This window comes from Oleidesulfovibrio sp., from assembly GCF_047973035.1.
Classification (GTDB): domain Bacteria; phylum Desulfobacterota; class Desulfovibrionia; order Desulfovibrionales; family Desulfovibrionaceae; genus Oleidesulfovibrio.
Map to the genome: position 1 here is coordinate 89,180 of NZ_JBKEBF010000043.1, position 24,716 is coordinate 113,895.

Genomic DNA, 24,716 nt, shown 5'->3' on the forward strand with positions numbered 1-24,716 from the left:
TTTCAGCACAGGATGCATATGTGGATAACGCTTGATCATGACAGCAAGGCCACGCTGAGCAGGCAGATATACAGGCAGGTGAAGGCGCAGATACTGACCGGAGAACTGCGTGCCGGTAAAAAGCTGCCTTCCAGCAGAGCGCTGGCAAAAGACCTGAGCGTTGCCCGCAACACCGTGATGGAAGCATACGATCAATTACTGGCAGAAGGGTATCTGGTCGCGCGTCACGGTTCCGGCACGATTGTGGCGGAAGGCATCCGGCCCATACAGCGCACGCAGCATCAGGAAAGCAACCACCAGCAAAAGCCTCAGTTACCCATGGCAGCAGCCCAGCCAGTCATCAGCTTCCGGTCCGGCATTCCGGCATTGGACGCGTTTCCCGCAAAGGAATGGGGCAGATTGTACCAGCGTACATGCGAGGCTCTGCCCCCTGAGGCCTTGCGCTACTGCGCACCCGCCGGAGTCCGGCAACTGCGGGAAGCCATTACCGCTTACCTGCTGCGCATAAGAGGCATTCGCGTTTCGCCGGAACGCATCATGGTCACATCCGGCGCAACGCAAGCCCTGTTGCTGATTTCAAAGTTACTGTACAAACCGGATTCGACTGTTGTGGTGGAAGACCCTGTGCATTCAGGTCTTACGGCAGTGATCAGCAAGGCCGGTTATACCGTGCGCAGCATCAGGGCAGACAACCGCGGGCTGGATACATCGCAGTTGCAGCGCCTTAGTCATCAGGAAACAGTCAGCACGGCCTTTGCGTATGTCACGCCTTCACATCAGTACCCGCTGGGCGGCATTCTGCCTGTGCAGCGCAGGCAGGAGCTTATCCGCTTTGCCCAAGCCGCAGGTTGCTTCATCGTAGAGGACGATTACGACAGCGAATTCCGCTATGAGGGTGCGCCGGTCAGTTCACTATACGAGCTGGCTCCGGATACTGTCATTTATGTAGGGTCGTTCAGCAAGATCATGGCCCCCGCCCTGCGGCTGGGATTTGCTATTATCCCCGGAAGTATGATTGACGTGTGGCAGCCTGAAAAAATGTATATGGATGTGCACACAGATGCCCTTTCACAGCATACGCTAGCGGCGTTCATCAACAGCGGCGGGCTGGAACGGCATATCTGGAAAATGAAAAAACTGTACAGCCACAAACGCGCTCATCTGATAGCGTGCCTGACTGAACAATTCGGCCCAGACTACGACATAGAAGGGCAGGCAACCGGCCTGCATCTGGTTGCCGGATTCCCGCAGGTCAACTTTTCAGACAAACTTATCGCGGCGCTGCACTCCCGCGGCGTGCAGGTTACTCCGGTGGAAAAACACTCTCTGCTGCAGGATGGCACGCATAAACATAAAATCATTCTGGGGTATTCCCACCTTTCCGATACAGACATCGCCAAGGGCGTAGGGCTGTTACGCAATACTCTGCAAGGCTTCGCCAACTGACGCCAACAAGCAGCCAGCTGCACCGCTGACCAGATCAGCAGATACAGTAAAAATAAATTGTTTACCTATATGCAGCGGAAACACAGTCGGGTATACTCTGAATAGCCAAGTGCCGTACTCCGTCTTCCCCCAGACTCTACCCTGTATACAGTTTGCGTGGGTGCGCAGGATGCCGCATCTGGCATATTTTACTGTCTTTTATGCGTAATACCGGATAGTAAAGCAGCATCGCCACAGGTAGCTGTTCATAGCAACACAGAACCCGAACGTTGACTTGCACAAACCATCCCGAAAAGTAAGTTCCGGTTTTCCGGCACAACGTATCAGATGCGTTTTAAAAGCGGTAAAGCCAACTATTGAAGACCAAAAAGAGAGAAAGAAATGAAGGTATTTTTTAGAGTTATTCTGACTTGTTTTCTGTGTATGAATTTGCTGGCCTGCTCCAACCTGCACACCAAACAGGACAAAGGTACAGCGTACGGCGCCGGTATAGGTGCCGGTGTGGGGGCTGCAGTCGGTCAGGCTGTGGGCAAGGATACCAAGTCCACCCTTATCGGCGCTGGCATCGGTGCCCTTGTTGGCGGCATTGCCGGTAACCAGATCGGTAAATACATGGACATGCAGGAGCAGGAACTGCGGCAAGCAGTTGCCGCTTCTGAAGCAGCAAGCATCCAGAGAGAACAGGACATTCTGCGCGCAACATTCAAGGGCGAAGCATACTTTGATTACGATAAAAGCGACCTGAAGCCCGGCGCATACCACGAACTGCGCCGCATTTCCGAGGTGCTGAACAGATACCCCCAGACAACCATCGAAGTTGGCGGACACACCGACGTGCGCGGCTCTGAAGAATATAACCAGCGTCTGTCCGAACGCAGAGCACAGGCGGTAACCAACGAACTGCTGCGCAACGGCGTAGCCGCTCATAGAATCCGCACGGTAGGTTACGGCGAAAGCCGCCCCATTTCTTCTTCACACGATGTCAACCGGCGTGTTGAAATCATCATCGTACCCGTACGACAAGGGTACTAAGCAAAAAAGCCCTATAGTTAAGCGGCTGCATGCGTGTGCATGCTGCCGCTTTTTTTGTTGTCTCTAACTTACCCTGCGGCCCAGACATAACGAAAAAAGCCCTTACGATTGCTCGTAAGGGCTTTTACATTCGTGGCGTCCCCAAGGGGATTTGAACCCCTGTCGCCTGCGTGAAAGGCAGGTGTCCTGGGCCAGGCTAGACGATGGGGACGCATTTTATGTGGCTCTGAACAGCAGTTGCCGTCAGCGCGAAGAGGTGTTTATGGTACCGCGTCAAATTCGTCAAGCGTTTTGTTGGGCGAAATGCATTTTTCTGCATTGACTGTGGCGGCAGCGGTATTATTCTATGGGCGAGACAGAGGACAGCGGGTTCTCTGCCTTGCAAGAGTATACCGCAACGGAGGATAAGCCTGATTAATTCCCATGAAGAGAACCGAGATGAAAGAACCTGCTGGTGACAAATGTCGTACCGGAGCCAAGGCAAAGCCAATATGGCCGGACGACCCGGGCGGCCCGGAAATTTCAAGCAGGTTCTTTCGCGTTTGAGGGCCGCTGCCAGCAGAATGCGCCATAGGGCGCTTTTTTTATGCCCGTAGAAGAGTGAAGTCTTCCCGTTAGTTCTTTTTCATAACCTTAAAAAGTCACACAAGCAGCTCTTTACCAAAACGAATCAAGAGGTGCAGATCAGGGAATGACACACCTTGTGGAACTTATATCGCGGGCTTAAGGACCGGAGCCCCTTTTCCCGAATGAGTCCCAGCAGCCATTCTGCAAAAATATCACACTGCACAGCTATGCTATTCGGGCAGACTGCGGCTAGCCGGAAAATGTTCAACTGATGCCCTGCAATCTTCACACAGCCCCTGCCCAATCAATTTCCCGCAGATTGCTTATACTAAGCTGGCAGCAAGAATAGTGCAGTCAAAGCCGCAGCAGATCTGCCCTCATACCTCGCCAACGGAAATCGTGCACAGCCTAGTGTATGCGCATGCCTTTACCGACATTTATCCATAGCGAAGGATCATCGAGAGGGGTTTCCGGCGACAGAAAAGGGTTATCCATATGCAACACTACAGAGTCGTTGAATCTGGACAAAGGAAACAGACCCGCCGTGGCCGGATGCTCACGCATATATTGCGCAAACGAACCATCCTTGATTGCAGCCCGCAGTCCGGCCTCTATACGTAGTGCAAGAGCCTTATTCGTAAGCGAAGTGAAAAAATACATCGGCAACGCATAGTGCAGCAGTACAGAATCAACAACAACCAGATTCGGGTCCCCTGCACCTGCAACTTCTGCGTATGCTTCATTAATGCCACGGGGAAAGTAATCAACCCCTCTGCGCTTGAGCAGGGCATACATATGCTCAAACACAACAACCCGCTTTACAGGCAGACCGGCAGCTTCCAGAATGTCAGAATCAGTCCAGTCAGTGCCTTGCACCGCCACAAACCGCTTCATCTCTTCCATTGATCTTACTGCCGCAATGTCAGGCGCAACGGCCTTGTTCGTTACCAAAGCCCTGTAACCCAGCAAGCCGCCCAGCAAGGGAATTCTGACAGGCAGCAATTTCTGCTCCCATTCGAGACTTGTTCCCGCCCATTCCACGTCAATGCGGGACAAACGGGGGTCTTCCAGCATTTTAAACGCACGGCTTTTGGTAATTTTCTCGTTTGTAATGTTTATCTTTGCAGGCCCGTATTCTTTCTCAGTCTTGTTTAAAGCCAATTGCAACAGGCCCGCGTAATAAGAATGCGTTGCATCCTCCACAGACTGAGGCTTACGAATCCGCACTTCCAGCATGTTGGCAAACGCGCTGCCGGTAAGCAAAACAAAACAAAACATAAAACAAACAATATAGTTCACCAATTTTCCTCCGAAGGAAGGGAAAAAAGTTACACGAAAACAGACAACGATAATTCAGTATACCTCTTTCCGGCATCCCGAACACGGGGCAACATTCTAACGGATCATTCAAACGGCTAGTGAGGACGCAAAGGCCCCCCGACAGAAATCCACAAAGAGGAATCCCCCAACAATGTGGTCGGCGGCAGGTTCGGATTTTCCAGATGAATCACACGGGAACCTACAAAGCGGGACAGAGGAAAGAGCGGGGCAGTTGCAGGGTGAGAACGGAAAAGACGCGAAAAACTGCCGTCATGGATAGCTGCGCGCAATCCTTTTTCCAGACGGACTGCCAGTTTGGGACGTAGGTGCGAAGTAAAAAAATACATCGGCATAGGGTACTGTATCAGCAGCGCATCAAAAACGACCAGTGCACCGCCCCCTGTTTCTTCCACCTCGGCGTAGGCTTCGGCTATGCCTCTGGGAAAAAAATCACTCCGCCCTTCTTTGAGCATGGCGTACATAGACTCAAACAAGGGCACGCGTTCTACGGGAATTCCCGCAAACTCCAGAATATCAGAGTCAGGCCAGTGCATACCCTGCACAGCCTTATAATGCCGCAAATCACCTATTGCACGTATTGCCGAAAAATCACCCACCGAATCTACGCGAATAACCGGAACACGGTATCCCAGCAGTCCGCCCAACAAAGGCACACGCACCGGTAACAGGTCTTGTTCACGCCTCAGGCTTGTTGCCGCCCAATCAACATCAATCCGCGAATCCTGCTCTCTGGCAAGCTCAGTCAATGCCCTGCCCTGCGTTACATTAAAATCTGTAACCACCACGGTTGCAACCCCATACTCATCCGCAGTCTTATCCAGCGCCAACTGAAGCAAACTGATGTAATATCCATGCGTTACATCGACTAAAGACTGAGGGGCGCGAACGCGGACATCCGCACCGTAAGCGGAAGCAAAACAGCACAAAATTACGAGCAACGCACACATATAACACGTAATTTTTGGCACATGATTCTCCTCAGCCTATGCATGTGTAAGAGAGTGCCGACTCAGAACAATGCACTTTCATCATAAAAAGACAGAAAATACAGAGCATGAAAGCATCACTTACAAACAAGCAATATACCGGAACACTATTAATTACCAGTAACTTGTTAAAAAAACGCACACACCGCACTAAATACAGGAAGTCAGCACCCCGCCACTCAATAACAAAAAAAGCCGCCAGCCTCTTGCCCTGCTCATTTTTTCGCGTAGTATTACAATACGTTTCACTTTCACGGAGTACATCATGAGTCGTCTGGAACCAGCAGCCAATCTCTTCGATATTCTGCATCACTTCTGGGAACACCCGCGCACAGAACGCTATGTAGCGCACGGTCTGATAATCATCTTTCTGATAGGACTTGCCGGTATCGAGCTGAACAGGCAGGGAATGCTGCCTGCACCGCTCTCTGCCATCACCCCCATGAACCACTTTTATGCTGTGGACTTAGCCTTCACCATGTTGCTGGTGCTGGAAGTTATGAGCCTGATTTTCGTGCTTTCCACATCGGTTGCAAAATCACTGGGCAAGCAGCTTGAAATTTTGACTCTGATTCTGCTGCGAAACTCATTCAAAGCACTTTCGCAAATGCATGAGCCGATCTCTGTTATTCTTGATGCAGAAGCACTGATGCATGTTGCGGCTTCCGGCGTTGCGGCGCTGTGCATATTCGTCATTCTTGGCGTCTACTACAGAGTGCAGCGTTTTCAGGGGTATCTGAAAGACCCTACGGAGCGCATGAGGTACGTTCTGACTAAAAAGATTATCGCGCTGGTATTGTTCATCTCGTTCGTTATTATCGGCATTTATGATGCGGTGGACTTTTTGATGTACGGCACCAAGCACGACTTTTTCGTCACCTTTTATACCGTACTTATCTTTGCGGATATTTTACTTGTGCTTGTCACGCAGCGGTTTATGCCCAGCTTTCATGCCGTATTCCGCAACTCCGGCTTTGTAATTGCCACTCTGTTCATGCGCATAGCCCTTTCCGCCCCTCCATACTATGCAGCAGGCATAGGCGTGGGTGCCGCACTGTTTGCGCTTGCCGTATCTTATGCAACCAGCGTGTTCACACACGGCACCTTTTCCACCGTGCAGTTTAAGGGCGCGGACGAAACCAAAAAATAACCAGCCTATAAAAACAAAACGAGAGCCCCATATACGGGTTCTCGTTTTGTTATTGTAATGCAGAACACCTGTAATCCGGCAAGCAACTCGTTATCTGCCGTGCAACAATGCATCACCCTCGCTACACAGTGCTGCTTCCCGAAAGCCTGCACCGCGTAATCCGCGAAGACTCATAACGTGCCCCTCGTTTCAGCTGGCGGCATCTGCCATCGGCACGTTTGCCACCTACATGCTAACGATACAAAAAAAGGGCGCAATGCGCCCTTACTTGCCTGTCAGCCCATGTTTTTCAGGCACCCCTGAAAAGCCGTTCAACGGCCTCAATCAATCCGCCAGCCACCTGACGATTCCCGCAGGTAAGCGTCCATCTCTTCGCTTACCCCCAATCGCACTTCTTGTTCTGTCACTGAAAGCAGCACATTGCGCTCGGGGACAAGACCTACGTCCAGCGCAAGCTCTTCTATATGCCTCTTTACCCCTGTCATCCACATCTGAACGGCAGGGTCTGTTTCATAACGACTACGCGCTACTTTTGCTACTGCGGTGAAGGGCATACCTAACCTCCCACGCTACGTTATCCGGTTACGCAAAAGCTCTAAGACGCCACAAAAAATATACTTCAAACATAAGACACGGAGCGCACCTGGCAAGCCGCCAGCGCGGACCACGCGTTATAACTTCACAAAAGGACAGATCCCGCTGTGCAGTGTTGCCGGTTACATGCAGGGCACAACAAAACGCGGAGAGACTAGCCGGTCTCTCCGCGTTATTATCAATATACTGCACCCTGCTGCCGTAGCAGAATTCAGCGTTTTTTATGCCAGCTTACAATCTGTCGATAATAGCCTTGGCAGGAATAAGTCCGGTTGCGGCGGCAGAAACAATGTTTCCGGCAACGCCGGGACCGTCGCCGGCTACAAACAGCCCCCGCACACCTGTTTCCAGCTGACTGTCAGTCTCGACCTGCGTGGCAAAAAACTTGATTTCCGGCGCATACAACAAAGTTTCCTCGTTGGAAATACCGGGCAGCACATGATTCAACTGCTCCAGACCTTCCACAAGGTTTGTCACAATGCGTTCCGGCAAAGCCATGGCGATATCACCGGGCACCACGTTGGTCATGGTCGGCTCAATGTAGCCCTTGCTTATGCGGTTCCATGTAGAACGGCGGCTGCGCTTCAGGTCACCGAAGCGCTGCAGGATGGGCTTGCCGCCGCCAATGATGGTCGCCAGCTTGCCGATAGCCGTGCCGTAGCCTGTGTTATCTGATACCGGATCGGTCAGCACTACCTTAGAAAGGAAAGCAAAGTTCGTATTTTCCGACTTCTTGTTCCGGTAGGCATGGCCGTTTACGCATACGAAATCCTGATAGTTTTCCAGCGCGATGAAGCCCGCAGGGTTAGTGCAGAACGTGCGGGTCTGATCGTCATAGGTTTTTGTCTGCACAAAGAATGTGGGGTCATATATAATGTCGGTTGTATCCGACATTATGTCGTTATGCACTTCTACGCGCACGCCCACTTCAATACCACGCTGGCTCACCTGCAATCCGAAGGAACGACAGATTTCGCCCACCCAGTCCGCGCCGACGCGCCCCGGGGCAAGAATGGCGGCTTTACAAGTATACTCACCTTTATCAGTAATCACGCCTTTCAGCTGACCGTCTTCGGCCATCACTGTTTTTACTTCTTCACCCGTCCGGATGGTAACGCCGCTTTCAGTTATGTAGTCGCACATACGTGCTATATGTTCAGGCAGACAATCGCTGCCAAGGTGCTTTTGTTTGATAAGCAGCAGGTCAATGCCATGTTTTTTTGCCTGCTTGCGCTGCTGCTTTGCAGCTTCCATATCGGAAGGGTACACAGGGCCGTCCATGCCGAACCGATTGAAAATCATTTCGGTTTCGTCAATCAGCTCCTCTGCACTGCTGCGGGACAAAAATTGCGTAAGGTCTGTCTTGCCCAGTTTATGGATAAAATTCAGTTTTCCGTCAGAAAAAAGTCCACCGCCGCCCATGCCGGAAAGAATATGGCACGGCTTACACTTTACGCATTTCTGCGTTTTGTTGATGGGACAGTTACGCTTGCGGGCAGTGTTACCGCGCTCAATAAGGCATACAGACAGGTTGGAATGCTCTGCCAGATAGTATGATGCAAAAAGCCCTGCAGGACCACCGCCCACGATGATAACGTCAAAATCTGTCTTCACCTTCGACATGTACAATCTCCCGTAAAATCGACACATTACCACCATTCACGCAAGACCGTGGCACCCTGCGCGCACAATGGCTTAGTGTACCTTGCACACGGGTCTGCGAATTTGTCAATAGGTCGCGGGCGACATTTCCCGAGGGGGCAGAATTGCAATTTTGAACATTTTTACTCTTTGTTTTCTGCAAGTTAAGCATACACTATTTATTGAAACGATACGGTACGGTCTAGCCAGCCCAGAGGGTGCGTGTTAGTATTTTCAGATATCACGTTTCACATGCACACAAAGGAGCCTGCCATGACACCTGAACGCATATACGAAATAACTGAAAACCAGCGAGCCTTCTTCCTGTCCGGCGCCACACGCGACGTGGACAACCGCAAGGCATCTCTTCGTACGCTGCGGAGCGCAGTACACGACTACACCCGCCGCCTTATCGTTGCGGCAGGTCAGGATGCCGGCCTCTCGGAACATATGGTACTGGCGGCGGAAATCGCCCCCGTCATCAATGACATCGGCCATATGATCAAAAAGCTTCCCTGCCTTGCCAAAGGCAAACTGGTAAAACGCTCCCGTCTGCATGTATGGGGATGGGGCCGCAGCGTGCCCTCTCCTGCCGGTCTGGCACTGGCAGTAACCGGCTGGGATATGCCTGTTCAGCGTGCGCTCATGCCCGTCACATCTGCACTGGCCGCCGGTACACCGCTGGTGCTGGCGCTTTCTCCGCGCACTCCCAATGTAAACGGCGTCATTGAGCGCCTCGTGCAGCAGTTCTTCAAACCCGAACAGATTTTTGTAACAACAGCGGAAGAAGAAACCGTTGAGTCACTGCTGGGGCAGCGCTTTGACGCCTATCTGTGTACAGCCCCGCGTGATGTGGCCATCCGCTTCGGCCGTGCAGCGGCAGAACATCTGGCACCTGCCGTCATCGAAACCGCAGAAGGTCGCAATGCTGCCATTGTGCTGGAAGATGCCGATATCCGTCTGGCTGCGCGCCGCATCGTGTGGGCCAAAACTCTTGCTGCCGGACAGGCTGCCGCCGCGCCTGACTACATCATTGTACAAAAGAAGGTCCGCGAGCGCCTGATAAACGCTTTGCGCAACGAACTGGAAACCCAGCACGGTGCAGTTCCCAGAGCCAGCTCTGCTTTCGGCAAAATGATTGACGCCAAGGCGTTTGCAGAGGCAGAAGCTTTTCTTGCAGACGGCACAGCGGTCATCGGCGGAGAGTCCGATGCATCCTCACGCTTCATCAATTTTACAGTACTGGAAGGTGTAGCCGACGATGCTCCGGTGATGCAGTCTACCACCCGCAGCCCCATTCTGCCCCTGTTTGAAGCAGACACGGTGGAGCACGCCATTCAGATGGTCAACAGCCGCCCTGCGGCACTGGCATTGTATATATTCAGCACCAACATATTCACTGCGCGTATGGTGCTGGACGAAACAATGTCCGGCACAGCAGCGGTCAACGACACGCTGGTACAGACGGTATATCCCGCGCTGCCTTTCGGTGATGCGGCAGGCAGCGGAGCAGGCAGCCATCGCGGCGAGGCAGGCTTCATGGCCTTTTCGCGTCTGCGCAGCGTTGCCCGCGGCACAAACTTTATCGACCTGCCGGTACGCTTCAGCCCGGATGCAAACTGGAAGCAGAAGCTGCTACGCTACATCATAAAATAAATCCGTTCAGGCCTGCCCGTGCCAAGCACGGGCAGGCCGTTGTCATTTTATACACTGCACTCACTCATCCTGCATCATCAACTACCCTGTATTACTAGAGTTACAAAAACGCTCCTTCTGCCTGCCTGCTGCATTGGCCATAGCCTGAAAGCGGGCTTACTCCGCTTACTGGACAGGAGACAAGCGAGCCGCTAGACTCCGCGCCAAACGACTCTTGCGAAGGTGATACTCTTGCAAAAAAGCCCCATATGGGAGCGTCAGCCCGCGCTGTGCGCTGCCGCAATCATAGCGCTGACCACTATTGTCCGGTTCTGGTTCATAGCCTCCGGTCAGCTTGACCTTGTTCAGGACGAGGCACAGTACTGGGACTGGACCCGCCGCCTCCAGCTTTCCTACTATTCCAAAGGGCCGCTCATCGCGTGGCTTATCAGCCTGTGGACGGCAGTTTTCGGTGATACCGAACTGGGTGTACGCTTTGCCGCGGTTATTAACTCGTGTCTGGCGCAGATTATTCTGTACACAGGTGTCGGCCACCTTATGCGTCGCCCCTTGCTGGGCCTCTGGACGCTTGTTGTGGCCAATACTACGCCGCTGTTCATCGCTTCCGGCATTTTGATGACCACTGACAGCCCCCTGCTGGTCTGCTGGGCAGGCGCCATGATGTGCCTGTACTGGATGTCCGTCTCGCCCCGTAACTATCTCCCGTATGTGCTGCTGGGCACAGCCATGGCGCTGGGCATTCTTGCAAAATATATGATGCTTGCCATGCCCGGCATAGCAATTCTGTACGCACTGGGTCTGCGCCGCCAACGGATGCTGCCGGAAGGCATGGTCACGCGGATGCTGATTGCTCTTGGGGCAGGTACGGTTATCGGCTTTCTGCCGATTCTCATATGGAACATGCAGAACGACTTTGTCGGCTTCAGGCATGTTGCAGGGCTGGCAGGTGTCGCATCGCCTGATCCCAAGCCGCTTATCCGCTTTGACCGTTTTCCTGAATACATCGGTGCACAGATCGGCCTTGTTTCGCCGTGGTGGTTTGTTTTCATGCTGGCCGGTGCATGGCGCGCATTGCGCGTGTGGCGCATCCCGCGTTCCGGACGCGACATGTACAGCGGGCTGCGCAACGACATGAACGAAGTCCGGCAGTCGCTGCTGTTTTCTGCCGCCTTCTGGCCGTTGTGGGGCTTTTTCATTATCTGGAGCTTCCATACCCGCATTTACCCCAACTGGTCGGCCATGAGCTACGTTGCCGGTATGATACTGTGCGCATCTGCCCTTGAGCGAAGCGGGCAGGCTGTGCGCGAAGCCGGTAAGCGGCTGTCCCGTCTGCGGATGCGCCGCATATGGGTCGGGCTTGGCATGCTTCTGTTTGTGCTATTGTACGGACAAAACTGGCTGCCGCTGCCGTCCAAGTATAATCCGGCAGTCAGGCTGAAAGGCTGGACGGACTTAAGCCACAAGCTGGAAGAGCTGCAAAACAGCCTGCCTGATCCGCAGAAAGTATTTTATTTTTCTAAGTCATACGACATCACAGCCGCACTGGCGTTTTACGCACCCGGTCAGCCGGTTACCTATTGTGCCGACTTTGGCAGACGCATGAGCCAGTATGACCTGTGGCCGACGCCGGAGGATAAAAAAGGCTGGGATGCCATTTACGTGCAAAAAGACAACGGCATTAAGCCCCAGTTGAAAGAAATGTTCGCGTCGTATGAAGTGATACGTTACAAGACTACACACAGGGACGCGCCGGGACGCGAATTTACCATTGTGGTATTGCGCGATTTCAACGGCAAATGGCCCCGAGAACAACAGGAACGATACTAACGTGACCAACTGTGCCGATCCTCATGTCTGTGCACGTTGTGCTGCCAAATTCAGCACGTGCTGTCAGATGACTCCCGGAAATGAGGAGTTATGTTTTCCCCTTTCGCCCAGCGAATGGAAACGCATAGTGGATCACTGCAATGATCAGGGCGGATTTGCGACTCAGCGCAACACGCAGCCGTTCATCGACTGTATGAAGCGGCTGTTCCCCGCTGATTCAGCCCGTCTGGAAGAGGTATTTCCCCCGCATGGCGACCACCTCAGGCTTGCGTCTGACGAAACAGGCCGTTGCCTTTTTCTGACGCATTCGGGTTGCAGGCTTCCCCGCGAAGCCCGTCCGTGGTATTGCCGCCTCTTCCCTTTCTGGTTTATGCCCAATGGCATGCTGACCATGTTTACACCCGATGAGTGCCTTGTATACCTTGAGTCCTCGTCCATACGTGAAGCCATGGAGACCATGGGCGTTACAGAAAATGAACTGCGACTGATTTTCGGCCGCCTGCGTCTTGCATGGGGACTTGACCCCGAGCAAGACGAACACGGCAACCAATATCCACTTTGCGACCATACCTTATAGAATATCATGAACCGCACTCTCACTTACTTTCTTATCGGCTTACTCAGCCTTGTGCTTCTGGGCATACTCGGGCTGGGCGGAATCTACGTCTGGGCAACCAAAGACCTGCCCGGATTCACACGCATCACGGACTACCGCCCGCCGCTGGTGACCACGGTGTATGCCCGTGACAACAGCACCATAGGCTATTTTTACCGCGAAAAACGTTTTCTCGCGCGCCTTGATGAAATGCCCAGCCACCTGCCTCTGGCCTTTCTGGCAGCAGAAGACGACTCATTCTACCGTCACGAGGGCATCGACTTCCGCGCCATCATGCGCGCTTTTATGAAGAACATGCAGGCGGGCAGTATCCGTCAGGGCGGGTCCACCATCACTCAGCAGGTCATCAAACGTCTGCTGCTTACCTCCGAACGCAGCTACGAGCGTAAAATCAAGGAAGCAATCCTCGCCTACCGGCTGGAGCGCTACCTGAGCAAAGATGAAATTCTGACCATTTACCTGAACCAGATTTACCTCGGGGCAGGAGCATATGGTGTAGAGTCCGCTGCACGTACGTACTTCGGCAAGCACGTGGGCGAACTGACCATTGCCGAGGCGGCCTTGCTGGCCGGCCTGCCGCAGGCTCCTTCAAAATATAACCCGCTTAACAACCCCGAAGCCGCTTTCAGCAGGCAGCTGTATGTATTGCAGCGTATGCTTGCACTGGGCTGGATTACGTCTGAACAATACGACACCGCCATCAATGAAGAGATGGTTTTCACCTCCATGAAAGATCCTTCGTGGGGTACTGGTTCATGGTATCTTGAAGAGGTCCGCCGCAGGCTTATCGAATACCTGAGCGAAGACAACATGGAAAAACAGGGAATCAAGCTGGAACGTTACGGCGAAGATGCCGTTTATGAATCCGGCCTGCACGTTTACACCACCATGGAGCCCAAGCATCAGGCAGCGGCGGAAGAAGCCCTGCGCCAAGGCCTTATTGATTCTACCAAACGTCGCGGCTGGCGCGGCCCGCTTGAACATCTGGAAGCAAAGGAAGCCCGCGAAGCCTTTCTGCAGGAAAACCCCGTTGCTCCGGAAACACTGGTTAACAATGCATGGGTAAAAGTACTGGTAACTAACGTAAGCCAGAAAGGCGCGGATGTAAGCTTTGGTGAATACAGCGGCTTTATGGATGTTGAATCCATGCACTGGTGCCGTACACCCGACCCCAAAGTGGCAACGGACTTTGTTGCCGCCGTTAAAGACGCCCGTACGGTTGTAAAGGCCGGTGATGTGGTCTGGGCTCAGATTGTATTGCCTGAAAACGACAAGAAAGACGCTGAACCCGCGCAATTTACGGCTGATACCAAATTCAAGCTGGCTATCGCGCAGGAGCCGGATGTTCAAGGCGCGCTGGTATCCATAGAACCTGACTCCGGTGACGTGGTCGCCCTTGTCGGCGGGTACTCATTTGCAGAAAGTCAATACAACCGCGCTGTGCAGGCAAAAAGACAGCCCGGCTCCGCATTCAAGCCTATTGTATATTCTACTGCACTGGATAACGGGTACACCCCTGCATCCATCGTGCTTGATGCGCCTTTCGTGTATACTGATGACGCTACCGCTAAAATCTGGCGTCCGGAAAACTTCTCCGGCAAGTTCTACGGCCCCACGCTGCTGCGCACGGCACTGGTCAAATCCCGTAACCTGTGCACCATACGCATTGCACAGGCTATCGGCATTCCGCCTATTGTAGAGCGCGCAAAGGCACTGGGCTTTGATGCGCCTTTCCCGTTTGACCTGTCTGTCAGCCTTGGTTCCGTTGCTGTTTCGCCGCTGAACCTGACAGAAGTGTATACGGCGTTTGCACACGAAGGTATGCGTGCTAAACACCGCATGGTAACCAGCATCAAATCCGCCTGGGATGAACCCATCGCCACGTTTGAGCCGGAGCAGACAGAGGCTATTTCGCCCCAGAACGCCTACATCATGGCTTCGCTGATGAAAGAGGTTGTCCGCGATGGTACCGGCTTCCGGGCCAAGGTGCTCAAGCGTCCTCTCGGCGGCAAAACCGGAACGTCTAACGACGAACGCGACGCATGGTTTGTGCTCATTTCGCCCTACCTTGTAACCGTTTCGTATGTAGGCTTTGATGACCTGACGCCTATGGGTAAATGGGAAACAGGCTCACGCGCGGCATCCCCCATCGTGGTGGACTATCGCAGGGCCGTGGAAGAAGATTATCCGGTTCAGGACTTCCCCATGCCCCCGGGCATTGTTCAGGTTCGAATCGACGGTAATACCGGCAACCTTGCAGGACCGGCATCGTCACTGAGCTACTTCCTGCCCTTTAAAGAAGGCACCCAGCCCACAATAGTGGAGGGCTCCGCGCCGCGGCATGGTGCTGACGACAGCAAAAGCGGTGAAGACCTGATGAAACAGATGTTCTAGTCATCGTGAAAAAACACTACCGACGCCCCGTGCAACCGCGGGGCGTTTTTTGTGGGCAGCTCACTGAAAAAATTTATACAGTGCCGCACCAGCAACACAAACCGGCACTTCTGCTACAGGATAATCTTCCCTGTCATATGGCCCATACCGCAGAGCTGTGCTACAAAACAGCAAACACAACGTACAACCATTGAACCATCGGAGACCGTTATGAGTACCTCCCGTTCATATTTCATCTGGCTCCCTGCATTAACAGCTTTTTTGCTGCTTGCTTCATTTGTTTCCCCGCAGGCTGCCAGCGCTGCGCTCCCGCCCCGTCCGGCGGAGCCCAGTCAGGTAATACTCTTCCCGCAAAGCGCACAGCTTAGTGTACAGCAAACGGTACAGGCATCTGACTCATTCACCCTGTTCCTGCCGCAACAGGCAGATCAGGACAGCCTGTCACTGAAAGTCGGGGGGAACACCGTTACTGACATCAACTGGCAACGCGTTCCCGTGGCGGCAGCGCCACCTGCCACTGCCGCCATTGAAGAACGCCTGAAAAAGGCAGAACAGGCTTTGGCAGAAGTCCGGGCAACAGAAAAATCCATTGAAGCACGTATTGATCTGTGGTCTGACCCTCGCAGTGCCCTGAACAATGTGGCAGAAGTAGAACGCCTGAATGCGGCAATGGAAAAGCGGCTCACAGCACTCTATGCAGAGCGGGCAACCCTTGAGCCACTTATCGATAAGCGCAAGCAGGAAGTCAAAGAAATCCGCGAAGAACTGAAAAACGCCACAGGCGGCGCCGAACATATGTGGCTGGTCACGGCATCACTCGCTAAGCCCGTCAACAAAGCTGTGCCGGTCGAATACACATACACAGCTTCCGGCTGCGGCTGGGCACCGGCCTATACTCTGCATGCCCGCCCTGACAAAGGCACCGTACTTTTCACGTATGCCGCCACCTTGTGGCAGCGTCTTGGCATGGACTGGACAAACACCCGTCTTGCCATTGCCACCATGCCGCCACGAACCGGCCTTACGCCTCCTGCGCTGCCAGACTGGGACATCGAACAGAGGGTACCCCGCCCTGAGCCGCGCATGAAAGTTGCCATGATGATGGCTGATGCCGCACCTGAAGCCGCAGAAATGGCAGCACCAACGGCACCTGTTCGGGAAATGGCCTCAACCTATGCCATCTGGCAGCTGGGTAGTGTGTCACTTGCAGCCGGCAAAGAGCTGCGCATTCCCATTGTGGATGAGACATGGAAAGCAGAATTTGTATATACCATCCGCCCTGCCCGTTCGCCCCGTGCGTTCCTGACAGCCCGTGTGACCCTGCCTGAAGCGCGTCTGCTGCCCCCCGGCGTAGCCACCATGATTGTGGACAACGCCACCGCGGGCACACGCAGGCTTGAGTTTGCCGGAACCGAAGAAACATTCCACTTCGGCAGTGACCCGCTGGTTACAGCGACCATGAACCTGCAAAAACAACAGGAGGGTACCAAGGGCTTCATCGGCAAGAAGCAGGTCTTCGACTGGGCATGGGATATAACCATCGCCAACGCCCGCTCTGCGGCTGTCAACGTGGAAGTACAGGATGCAGCACCCCGTCTGCGTATGAAAGACATGGAGCTGGAGCTGACATCCTCTCCCGCGCCGGAATTGGACAAAGAAGAACACATCTACGTCTGGAAGCTGCAAATTCCCGCGCAGTCGGAAACCGCCATCAACCACAACGTTACCGTCACCGCACCTGCTGACGTGCAGATAGACACAGGAAGAAGACAATAATGGATTCATTCGTATACCACGCACCCACACGTATTGTTTTCGGCAAAGATACCGTAGATCGCACAGGTACAGAGCTTGCCGCGTACGCGGTAAAGCACGTGCTGCTGGTTACGGGAGGCAGTTCGGCAAAGCGCACAGGGGCATATGACAGAGTTCTCGCTTCGTTAAAGGAGGCCGGTATCGGCCACACCCCCTTCGAGGGAGTCACGCCCAACCCGTCCCTTGAACTGGTCGAAAGCGGTATTGATGCAGCCCGCGCCTGTAAGGCGAAAGGTGTTCTTGCCATCGGCGGCGGCAGCGTAATCGATTGTGCCAAAGCCATCGCCGCCGGAGTCTATCTGGATGACTATTGGGCAGTTGTAGAAACGCGTAAACCCGTAACACAGGCGCTGCCTGTGTTCACGGTGCTCACGCTGTCCGGCACCGGATCAGAGATGAACGAAAGGGCAATCATCACTAATGAGCCGCTGGCAAAAAAATGGTCACTCAACGGCCTGTGCCTGTGCCCGAAAGTATCCATCATTGACCCGCAGTTGCAGGCGGGGCTGCCGTGGCGGCTGACGGCATCCGGCGGCATAGACGCCATGACGCACGTGATGGAATATTACTTCCGAGGACGCCTTGCCGATGCGCAGACAGGCTACTTTCACGAAGAGACAACCCTGCAGATATGTGAAGGGCTTCTGCGGTCCCTCATTCTTTCACTGGATGAACTGCAAAAAGACGGCGCAAACTATTCCGCCCGCGCAAACCTTGCATGGGCTGCCTGCTGGGGGCTGAACGGACTTTCCGGCTCCGGTCTTTCCGGCGGCGACTGGACATCTCATGCGCTGGAGCACGCCGTAAGCGGCATGTACCCTGCCGTGCCCCACGGCGAAGGGCTAGCTGTACTTTTCCCCTCATGGATGGAGGAAGTGTACGATAAGGTACCGGACATCTTTACCCGCTTTGCCCGTAACGTATGGGGAGTCGACAGCCCTCAGCAAGGTCTGGAAGCCACCCGTGCCGCCTTTGCCCGCTGGGGTGCACCGCAGCGCCTCTCGCATTGGAACATACCCGAAAGCGCCATTCCTGATATGGTGAAAAACGCCTTTGCGTACCGCGCTCTTGGCAGACTGACACCGCTTTCGTACGATGATGTTATGCGGATATTCATGCGCGTATTATAGCAAGCAGGGGCATCATGCCTTAGCCGGTACAACCTGACCGTTAATCAGCTTGCAACTTCGACATACTGAAAACTCCTGTGCGCGTTTTGCGTCACAGGAGTTTTTTTTCATGTTATTCCGGTAAGATTTTTCTATTCATTACGAAGCAATAAGATACACAGAACAACACGCAGTTTCATGATCCATAACAGGATGAGGCACAGCCGCGTACTGTGCCGACGCCTTCCGGCATCTGAGCAGGATACAACGAAACTCGCTGTAATAATTGTGGCAAAATGACATACGCCAAAACAAACCGGCCTCTTCCAAAAGGAAAAGGCCGGTTACAATTTTATAACGTGCACGTCGATACGCACAGCTTTCAAATACTCTAACGGCTGCGGATGCTACGCTGACAGAACGTCACAGCTTCCTGTGCCAGATTAGGCGTTTCCGGCCAGTACAACTGGCGGCGGCTCATGCCTATCAGCATAACAGCAATAAGAGATGCCGTGGCAGGTACATCAAGGTCATCACGCACCGTCTCGTCACGCATACCTTTTTCAAGGCAACGTTCCAGCGTCTGGCCAAGCAGTGCGTAAATCCGCTCCATAACTTCACGCGCACTGGGCATCACGGTGTAAGTATTCATGATTACCTTCAGCTCAACCACCCGCTCGTCCAGAAAAGCATCCAGATCAAGAATCAACGTCTGGATGAGACAGTAACCTGTTTTCTGACGCTCGTGAATACTGTCCATCAACCCGCTGAAGTCATCAAAAAAATCATTAATGATGCCGTCAAAAATCTGCTGCTTGGAACGGTAATGTCGATATATTGCCGCATCCGTAACATTGGATGTCTTGGCTATCTGCGCAATGGTCGTGCCCTTGAAACCGTTTTCGGAAAAGAGTCTACGAGCATTTTCAAGAATAAGTTGTTTAGATGAAGCCATAACGCCCCGCTTTTCAGTATGATAGAAAGGCCGCACTAGACTACTATCCGGCAGTAACGTCAAGTGCTCCGGCATCCCCGAAGTTCCGGCTGCTGTACTACGCCTCAGGCGGCGTACTCTGCGGGTGTTTCTTCCCCTCTGAGAACCCGCAGACCACCCAGTGCCAGCGCCTGCATTTCTTCCAATTCAGGCAACACTACTACTGGGCCGAGATAGCGCACCCTGCAGCCGATGGCATGCATAAGCCGTTCAGAACGGGCCATGCCGCCTGTCAGCACCACCGCATCAACAGGACTTGCCGTATCACAGTCATTTCCCCCGTCCAGTGCAGCCGGACATGAAGGATCATCTTCTGATGTTGCCGGTGCCGGGCCTGCAATAGTAACCGTCACGTTTCCCGCTCCCGAAGGAACTATTTGCGCAGGGTCAATAAGGGCAGGAGCAAGAGCGCACAAAGCCTTAGCGCTGTTGTAAGCCAAAGCATCAAAAATAAGTGCAGCCTGCCGGTCACCTTCATCCATACGGCGTTGCACTTCCCGCAGGTCATTTGTGCCCAGATGTGCCCACATACCGCCGGCACGCTGCACAACATTACGCATCTCGTCAAAAGAGTACATGCCGTTGCGCACCAGTTCCAAAGCAGGCATTACAGGTAGTCCGCCTGTGCGTTCCGGCGAAAACGGCCCTTCGCCTTCCAGCGCGTTGTTCACATCCACCACGCGACCGTTTCTGTGTGCGCCTATGGATATGCCTCCGCCGAAATGTCCTACCAGAAAGCAACCTTCCTCGTACTTCATGCCCAGCTGACTTGCCGCCCTGCGGGCGGCAGCACGCTGTGACAGGGCATGAAACACACTGCGGCGCGGTAATTCGGGCAAACCACCCACGCGTGCAATATCGTCCAGTTCGTCAGTAACGACAGGATCAACTATAATTGCGGGAGTTGAAGAACCGGCACCGTGGCTGACGGCAAAAGCGAGTGCCAACGGGGCTCCGAGATTACAAGGATGTTCACCATACGCGGCCTTGCTCAGATCATCCAGCATCGGCTGAGTGATCCGCCATGCACCACCGTGCATCGGGGCCAGCAGGCCGCCGCGACCCACAACAATATCAAGCTTTACATCACCGAATCCTGCCTCTGACATCAGGGTTGCCACGGCCTTGCGTCTGGCTTCCAGCTGGTCAAAAACACAGGCAAGTCCTTTAAACTCGCTACGGGTGTGCTCGACAGTTTTTTCAAAAAGCGATGTTTCGTCTTCGTACAACGCCACCTTGGTGCTGGTAGACCCGGGGTTGATGGTCAGGATAAGACTCATCCGGTGCGTTCCTCTCTTGTCATGTACGCTGCCAGTGCCAGCGCATACAGTTTGCTCTTATCGCTGTCACCGCGCGAAGGCACAATGAGCGGAATTCGGCTGCCCGCCACAATACCTGCCAGCGGCAGATCCAGAAGGCTTGTCAGAGTTTTGTACAGAATGTTGCCGCTTTCGATATCCGGAGCCACCAGAATATCGGCATCCCCTGCTACCGGATCTTCAAACCCTTTGCGCGCTACAGCGGCAGGAGAAACGGCCAGATCCAACGCCATAGGGCCGGAGACAACAGCATCACCGAACTCGCCCTGCTCGCTCATACGGGCGACCATCTGGGCATCAAGCGTAGCTGGCATAGCGGGATAGATTACCTTTTCCGTTGCTGCCAGCATGGCAATCTTCGGCTTTGCAATGCCAAGAGAATGCGCCACACCCAACGCGTTGCGGACGATTTCCGCTTTTCGCTGCATGTTAGGCGATATGTTTACTCCGGCATCAGTAAGCAGGCGCAAGCGCTGCTCGCCAGGCAGGCAGAATACAGCCACATGCGACAGAATACCCGTGGGCGGCACGCCTGTTTCTTTATTAAGCACTCCCTTCAGCAACACGTCGGTATTCACATTGCCTTTCATCATCATGGCAACATCACCGGCGTGGAACAGCTTCAGGCAGTGCTGCACAGCCTGCGCTTTTTCCGGCTCGTGGTGACTTTCAAATTTGCTGATATCCGTACCGGCGCGCTCCGCTATGGCACGGGTCTTATCAAGATCCCCAACCAGCACAGGCTCGGCTATGCCGCGCTGATATGCGTCCAATGCGGCCATTAAGGCCACATCCTGTCCGCTTGCCGCCACCGCCACACGGGGCATAGACTCGCGGCCGGTTGCAGCGGACAACAGATCTTCCATTGTACGTATGGTCATCGGCCCTCCGGCGTTAGTCCTCATCCCCGCGCCGTAGCGCAATAACTCCGGTCCGGCACAGACTGCGGATACCATGCGGCCGCAGCATTTTAATAAAGCCGTCCACCTTTTCTTCGTCGCCGGTTATTTCCACGGTAATTGATTCCTGCCCCATACCGACAACATTTGCGCGAAACACTTCAAATATCTGCATAACCTGCGACATTGTTTCGCGTGTGATGGAAACACGCAGCAGCGCAAGCTCGCGGTCTACAAAATCACGACGGGCGAGGTCTTCCACTTCACTGATAAAGTCAAGTCCGCGCAGCTCATCGCATACGCGCTCAACTTCTGCTGACTGGCCTTCAACGGTGATGACAAGGCGGGAAACATCAAAATCTTCTGTTTCACCGCAGGATACGGACTTGATATTTACGCTGTATTTACGGAATACGTCCGTGGCCTCAGCCACAACACCTACACGGTTATTTACAAGTGCGGAAATCGTATGCTTCACGGTGTGACTCCTTTTGTATGCAGACATTGAATATACAACAGCATGAGCACTACGCAAGCATGAAGTAGCAAGCACCCGCAAACGACGGCCAATACACCACAATAACAGCATCATGCTGCCAGCATAATGTATCGCTATTTACTAAGAATGCAGCGCATTGAAACAATATTCCATTGAAAGCCCTGCCCTCAGCGATAATACTTTTGCCTGCCACCTACTGTCACGCCGCGCTCCGCAACCCGTCAAAAGGAACAATCCGCCCGCAGCAACGGTACACTTTGGCCCGTCCCCATCAGACTTTACAAACAAATTGCCGCATGGCTAAAATCTAACCATGCGGCATTCTTAATCTACAAAATTAAAAGAGCTGTTACCGGAAAGACCTGCCGAAAAGCGTGTCCGCCGCATGTCCGCTCAACGTTTCAGATATCAGACGTCAAAGACTCCGGTTTCCCGCAGTACAGGACAGACAATCTCCACACCGGAACGCGCGTTCAAATCCTGCAATGTGCATAATGTATACGGAGTGTGAGCACCCAGACGGGCAAGAAAGATCTCCAGCAATTCCGCCGTGGCTCTGCCCTGCATATAAAGCACCCGCATCCATCGCCAGCGGTCTTCGTAGGGATACCAGCGAGGTACTCCGCTCTCTTTAATGGCCCTGTTGAGATCTTCAATCATCCGATCTCCTTTACGAACCAGTTCAAATGTTCTGAAAATACGAGCCATATGTGTGCCTCCATCCTTACTTCAACGGGAGACTCTCCCTTATAAGCATACTGGGCTATCCTCTACGCTCATTCAATGATAAAGCAAGTTCTGCACCAACCACCGAGACACGCAACACAGTTCAATACGCATTCCAAGGAGCCTACATGACACCCGTTAGTACACATAAAAGGCCATTACTCATCGACCTGCTTCTTTTTGCATTTCTGGCTGCCAGCATGGTCTTTATGCAATGGTACAGATACAATGCGATGCCTTTGAACAGCGAAGCCGTCATCAACCTGCCTGCAGCCGAAGCAGCGCTCCTGCTGCAGGAACAACCTGACATCATCCCCCTTGATGTACGGACCCCTGAAGAGTTTGCAAAAGGACACCTCGCGAACGCCGTCCTCATCAACTTTTATGATGCCGACTTCGACGAACAGCTGGCAAAGCTCGACCGTAATGCCACATACTTGCTGTACTGCCATTCCGGCGGACGTAGCGGCCATACGCTGGATAAAATGCAGTCGATGGGCTTCAAAACTCCCGTCTACCACCTGCAAGACGGCATTGTGGACTGGCAGCGCAACCAGCTACCCTTACAGTAATACCTTACAACAAAAAGAAAAGGCCGCCACGCATAGCGTGGCGGCCTTGTTTTATACGCGGACAACCAGTCTGAAGACTAGTAGCGGTAGTGGTCAGGCTTAAAGGGGCCTTCTGCAGACACACCGATGTAGTCTGCCTGCTCTTTGGTCAGGGTGGTCAGCTTTGCACCAAGGCGGGCAAGGTGCAGACGGGCAACTTCTTCATCCAGCTTTTTGGGCAGAATGTACACTTTGTTATCCAGATCAGGGTTGGAAGCCAATTCCAGCTGGGCCAGAACCTGGTTGGTGAAGCTGTTCGACATAACAAAGCTGGGGTGACCGGTAGCGCAGCCAAGGTTTACCAGACGGCCTTCTGCCAGCACGATGATGGAACGGCCGGACTTCAGGGTCCACTTGTCCACCTGCGGCTTGATGTTCAGGCAGGAGCAGAAATCGTTGTCTTCAAGGTAGGACATTTCGATTTCGTTATCAAAGTGACCGATGTTGCACACAATGGCTTCATCTTTCATGCGTTCCATGTGCTCGCCGGTGATAACCTTGAAGTTACCTGTGGCGGTCACAAAGATGTCGCCCATAGAAGCAGCTTCATCCATGGTGATCACTTCAAAACCTTCCATGGCGGCCTGCAATGCGCAGATGGGGTCAATTTCAGTTACCAGCACGCGGGCACCGAAGCCGCGCATGGACTGTGCGCAACCTTTGCCCACATCGCCGTAACCAAGAACAACAACAGTCTTACCGGCGATCATAACGTCGGTAGCGCGCTTGATGCCGTCAGCCAGAGACTCGCGGCAGCCGTACAGGTTGTCGAACTTGGACTTGGTAACGGAGTCGTTCACGTTAATGGCGGGGAAGAGCAGGCTGCCTTCTTTTTCCATGTGGTACAGACGGTGAACGGCGGTGGTGGTTTGTTCGGAAACCCCTTTGATCTTGGCAGCGATACGGGTCCACTTCTGGGGATCGGTTTTAACGCTCAGGGCGATACGATCCATGACAATCTGGAACTCTTTGTTGCTGTAAGACTTTTCCAGAATGCTGGCGTCTTTTTCAGCTTCCACGCCTTTGTGGATCAGCATGGTGGCGTCGCCGCCGTCGTCCACGATAAGGTCGGGGCCGGAACCATCAGGCCATGTAAGAGCCATCTCGGTGCACCACCAGTATTCTTCCAGTGTTTCGCCTTTCCATGCGAACACTTTAGCCATGCCGGAATCGGCAATAGCGGCTGCTGCGTGGTCCTGAGTGGAGAAAATATTGCAAGATGCCCAACGGATGTCAGCACCCAGTTCGTACAGGGTTTTGATGAGCATGGCAGTCTGGATGGTCATGTGCAGCGAGCCGGTTACTTTCAGCCCTTTGAGGGGCTTTTCTGCACCGTATTTGCTGATAAGTTCCATCAGGCCGGGCATTTCACGCTCGGAAAGCTGCATTTCCTTGTAGCCGAAGTCAGCTTCGGAAATGTCGCGTACTTTGTTTTCAATAGTCAGATCAAGAGGAATAGCTCTGCTGGCGTCAGTCATGACTGCCTCCACAAAA

The 24,716-nt window shown here is 53.5% G+C and carries 20 protein-coding genes and 1 tRNA gene; 10 read left to right on the top strand and 11 right to left on the bottom strand.

What is annotated here, in order from left to right:
• Window positions 1-18 precede the first annotated feature (18 nt).
• Window positions 19-1,446 (top strand): PLP-dependent aminotransferase family protein, encoded by a 1,428-nt coding sequence (locus tag ACK5LI_RS15530; RefSeq protein ID WP_416951034.1) that lies wholly within the window; start codon window positions 19-21, stop codon window positions 1,444-1,446.
• Between the two features lie 381 nt (window positions 1,447-1,827).
• Window positions 1,828-2,478 carry an OmpA family protein gene (locus ACK5LI_RS15535; RefSeq protein WP_416951036.1) on the top strand — a complete coding sequence of 217 codons (651 nt, stop codon included), beginning with the start codon at window positions 1,828-1,830 and terminating at the stop codon, window positions 2,476-2,478.
• 133 nt (window positions 2,479-2,611) lie between these two features.
• Here the strand turns inward: ACK5LI_RS15535 and ACK5LI_RS15540 are convergent.
• The 3 genes from ACK5LI_RS15540 to ACK5LI_RS15550 form a co-directional block, all read right to left on the bottom strand.
• Window positions 2,612-2,689, bottom strand: a tRNA-Glu gene (locus ACK5LI_RS15540).
• Between the two features lie 764 nt (window positions 2,690-3,453).
• Window positions 3,454-4,344 carry a hypothetical protein gene (locus tag ACK5LI_RS15545; RefSeq protein WP_416951038.1) on the bottom strand — a complete coding sequence of 297 codons (891 nt, stop codon included), beginning with the start codon at window positions 4,342-4,344 and terminating at the stop codon, window positions 3,454-3,456.
• A 116-nt stretch (window positions 4,345-4,460) separates the two neighbouring features.
• The gene (locus ACK5LI_RS15550) at window positions 4,461-5,354 is read right to left on the bottom strand and encodes a hypothetical protein (RefSeq protein WP_416951040.1); all 894 of its coding nucleotides are present in this window, start codon (window positions 5,352-5,354) and stop codon (window positions 4,461-4,463) included.
• A 283-nt stretch (window positions 5,355-5,637) separates the two neighbouring features.
• On the opposite strand from ACK5LI_RS15550, the gene ACK5LI_RS15555 reads away from it, so the two are divergent.
• Complete coding sequence (locus ACK5LI_RS15555) at window positions 5,638-6,522, top strand: hypothetical protein (RefSeq protein WP_416951042.1); 885 nt, start codon at window positions 5,638-5,640, stop codon at window positions 6,520-6,522.
• Between the two features lie 320 nt (window positions 6,523-6,842).
• Here the strand turns inward: ACK5LI_RS15555 and ACK5LI_RS15560 are convergent, their stop codons facing one another.
• Together ACK5LI_RS15560 and ACK5LI_RS15565 are read right to left on the bottom strand one after the other, a co-directional pair.
• Window positions 6,843-7,076, bottom strand: a complete 234-nt coding sequence (locus ACK5LI_RS15560) for a hypothetical protein (RefSeq protein WP_416951044.1) — start codon at window positions 7,074-7,076, stop codon at window positions 6,843-6,845.
• A 271-nt stretch (window positions 7,077-7,347) separates the two neighbouring features.
• Window positions 7,348-8,739, bottom strand: coding sequence for an NAD(P)/FAD-dependent oxidoreductase (locus ACK5LI_RS15565; protein ID WP_416951046.1), 1,392 nt, complete (start codon window positions 8,737-8,739; stop codon window positions 7,348-7,350).
• A gap of 270 nt (window positions 8,740-9,009) precedes the next feature.
• Between ACK5LI_RS15565 and ACK5LI_RS15570 the strand changes: the two genes are divergently transcribed.
• The 6 genes from ACK5LI_RS15570 (at window position 9,010) to ACK5LI_RS15595 (ending at window position 18,195) form a co-directional block, all read left to right on the top strand.
• Entirely contained in the window at window positions 9,010-10,413 is a 1,404-nt protein-coding gene (locus ACK5LI_RS15570; RefSeq protein WP_416951233.1) for an aldehyde dehydrogenase family protein, read from the top strand.
• 222 nt (window positions 10,414-10,635) lie between these two features.
• Complete coding sequence (locus ACK5LI_RS15575) at window positions 10,636-12,240, top strand: ArnT family glycosyltransferase (RefSeq protein ID WP_416951048.1); 1,605 nt, start codon at window positions 10,636-10,638, stop codon at window positions 12,238-12,240.
• A 127-nt stretch (window positions 12,241-12,367) separates the two neighbouring features.
• Window positions 12,368-12,817, top strand: a complete 450-nt coding sequence (locus ACK5LI_RS15580; RefSeq protein ID WP_416951050.1) for a YkgJ family cysteine cluster protein — start codon at window positions 12,368-12,370, stop codon at window positions 12,815-12,817.
• Window positions 12,818-12,823: 6 nt separating this feature from the next.
• Entirely contained in the window at window positions 12,824-15,250 is a 2,427-nt protein-coding gene (locus tag ACK5LI_RS15585; RefSeq protein WP_416951052.1) for a penicillin-binding protein 1A, read from the top strand.
• A gap of 210 nt (window positions 15,251-15,460) precedes the next feature.
• Window positions 15,461-17,026: a mucoidy inhibitor MuiA family protein gene (locus ACK5LI_RS15590; protein ID WP_416951054.1), complete on the top strand. Its 1,566-nt coding sequence runs from the start codon at window positions 15,461-15,463 to the stop codon at window positions 17,024-17,026.
• Entirely contained in the window at window positions 17,026-18,195 is a 1,170-nt protein-coding gene (locus ACK5LI_RS15595) for an iron-containing alcohol dehydrogenase (protein ID WP_416951056.1), read from the top strand. Before ACK5LI_RS15590 ends, ACK5LI_RS15595 begins: the two co-directional genes overlap by 1 nt.
• A gap of 370 nt (window positions 18,196-18,565) precedes the next feature.
• Here ACK5LI_RS15595 and ACK5LI_RS15600 read toward each other — a convergent pair whose 3' ends face one another.
• The 5 genes from ACK5LI_RS15600 to ACK5LI_RS15620 all read right to left on the bottom strand — a co-directional run bounded on the left by ACK5LI_RS15600 (window position 18,566) and on the right by ACK5LI_RS15620 (window position 22,593).
• Window positions 18,566-19,129, bottom strand: a complete 564-nt coding sequence (locus tag ACK5LI_RS15600) for a TetR/AcrR family transcriptional regulator (protein ID WP_416951058.1) — start codon at window positions 19,127-19,129, stop codon at window positions 18,566-18,568.
• Between the two features lie 104 nt (window positions 19,130-19,233).
• The gene (buk, locus tag ACK5LI_RS15605) at window positions 19,234-20,448 is read right to left on the bottom strand and encodes a butyrate kinase (protein WP_416951060.1); all 1,215 of its coding nucleotides are present in this window, start codon (window positions 20,446-20,448) and stop codon (window positions 19,234-19,236) included.
• A complete protein-coding gene (locus ACK5LI_RS15610) occupies window positions 20,445-21,368 on the bottom strand; it encodes a phosphate acyltransferase (RefSeq protein ID WP_416951062.1) in 924 nt (307 codons plus the stop codon). The genes buk and ACK5LI_RS15610 overlap by 4 nt, the downstream gene beginning before the upstream one ends.
• A gap of 13 nt (window positions 21,369-21,381) precedes the next feature.
• Complete coding sequence (ilvN, locus tag ACK5LI_RS15615; RefSeq protein WP_416951064.1) at window positions 21,382-21,864, bottom strand: acetolactate synthase small subunit; 483 nt, start codon at window positions 21,862-21,864, stop codon at window positions 21,382-21,384.
• 429 nt (window positions 21,865-22,293) lie between these two features.
• On the bottom strand, window positions 22,294-22,593 hold the full coding sequence (locus ACK5LI_RS15620; protein ID WP_416951066.1) for a hypothetical protein: 300 nt from the start codon (window positions 22,591-22,593) through the stop codon (window positions 22,294-22,296).
• 146 nt (window positions 22,594-22,739) lie between these two features.
• Here ACK5LI_RS15620 and ACK5LI_RS15625 point away from each other — a divergent pair, with 146 nt between their 5' ends.
• A complete protein-coding gene (locus ACK5LI_RS15625) occupies window positions 22,740-23,183 on the top strand; it encodes a rhodanese-like domain-containing protein (protein ID WP_416951068.1) in 444 nt (147 codons plus the stop codon).
• Window positions 23,184-23,260: 77 nt separating this feature from the next.
• On the opposite strand, the gene ahcY is transcribed toward ACK5LI_RS15625, so the two are convergent.
• Window positions 23,261-24,700, bottom strand: a complete 1,440-nt coding sequence (gene ahcY / locus ACK5LI_RS15630; RefSeq protein WP_416951070.1) for an adenosylhomocysteinase — start codon at window positions 24,698-24,700, stop codon at window positions 23,261-23,263.
• Between the last annotated feature and the right edge of the window lie 16 nt (window positions 24,701-24,716).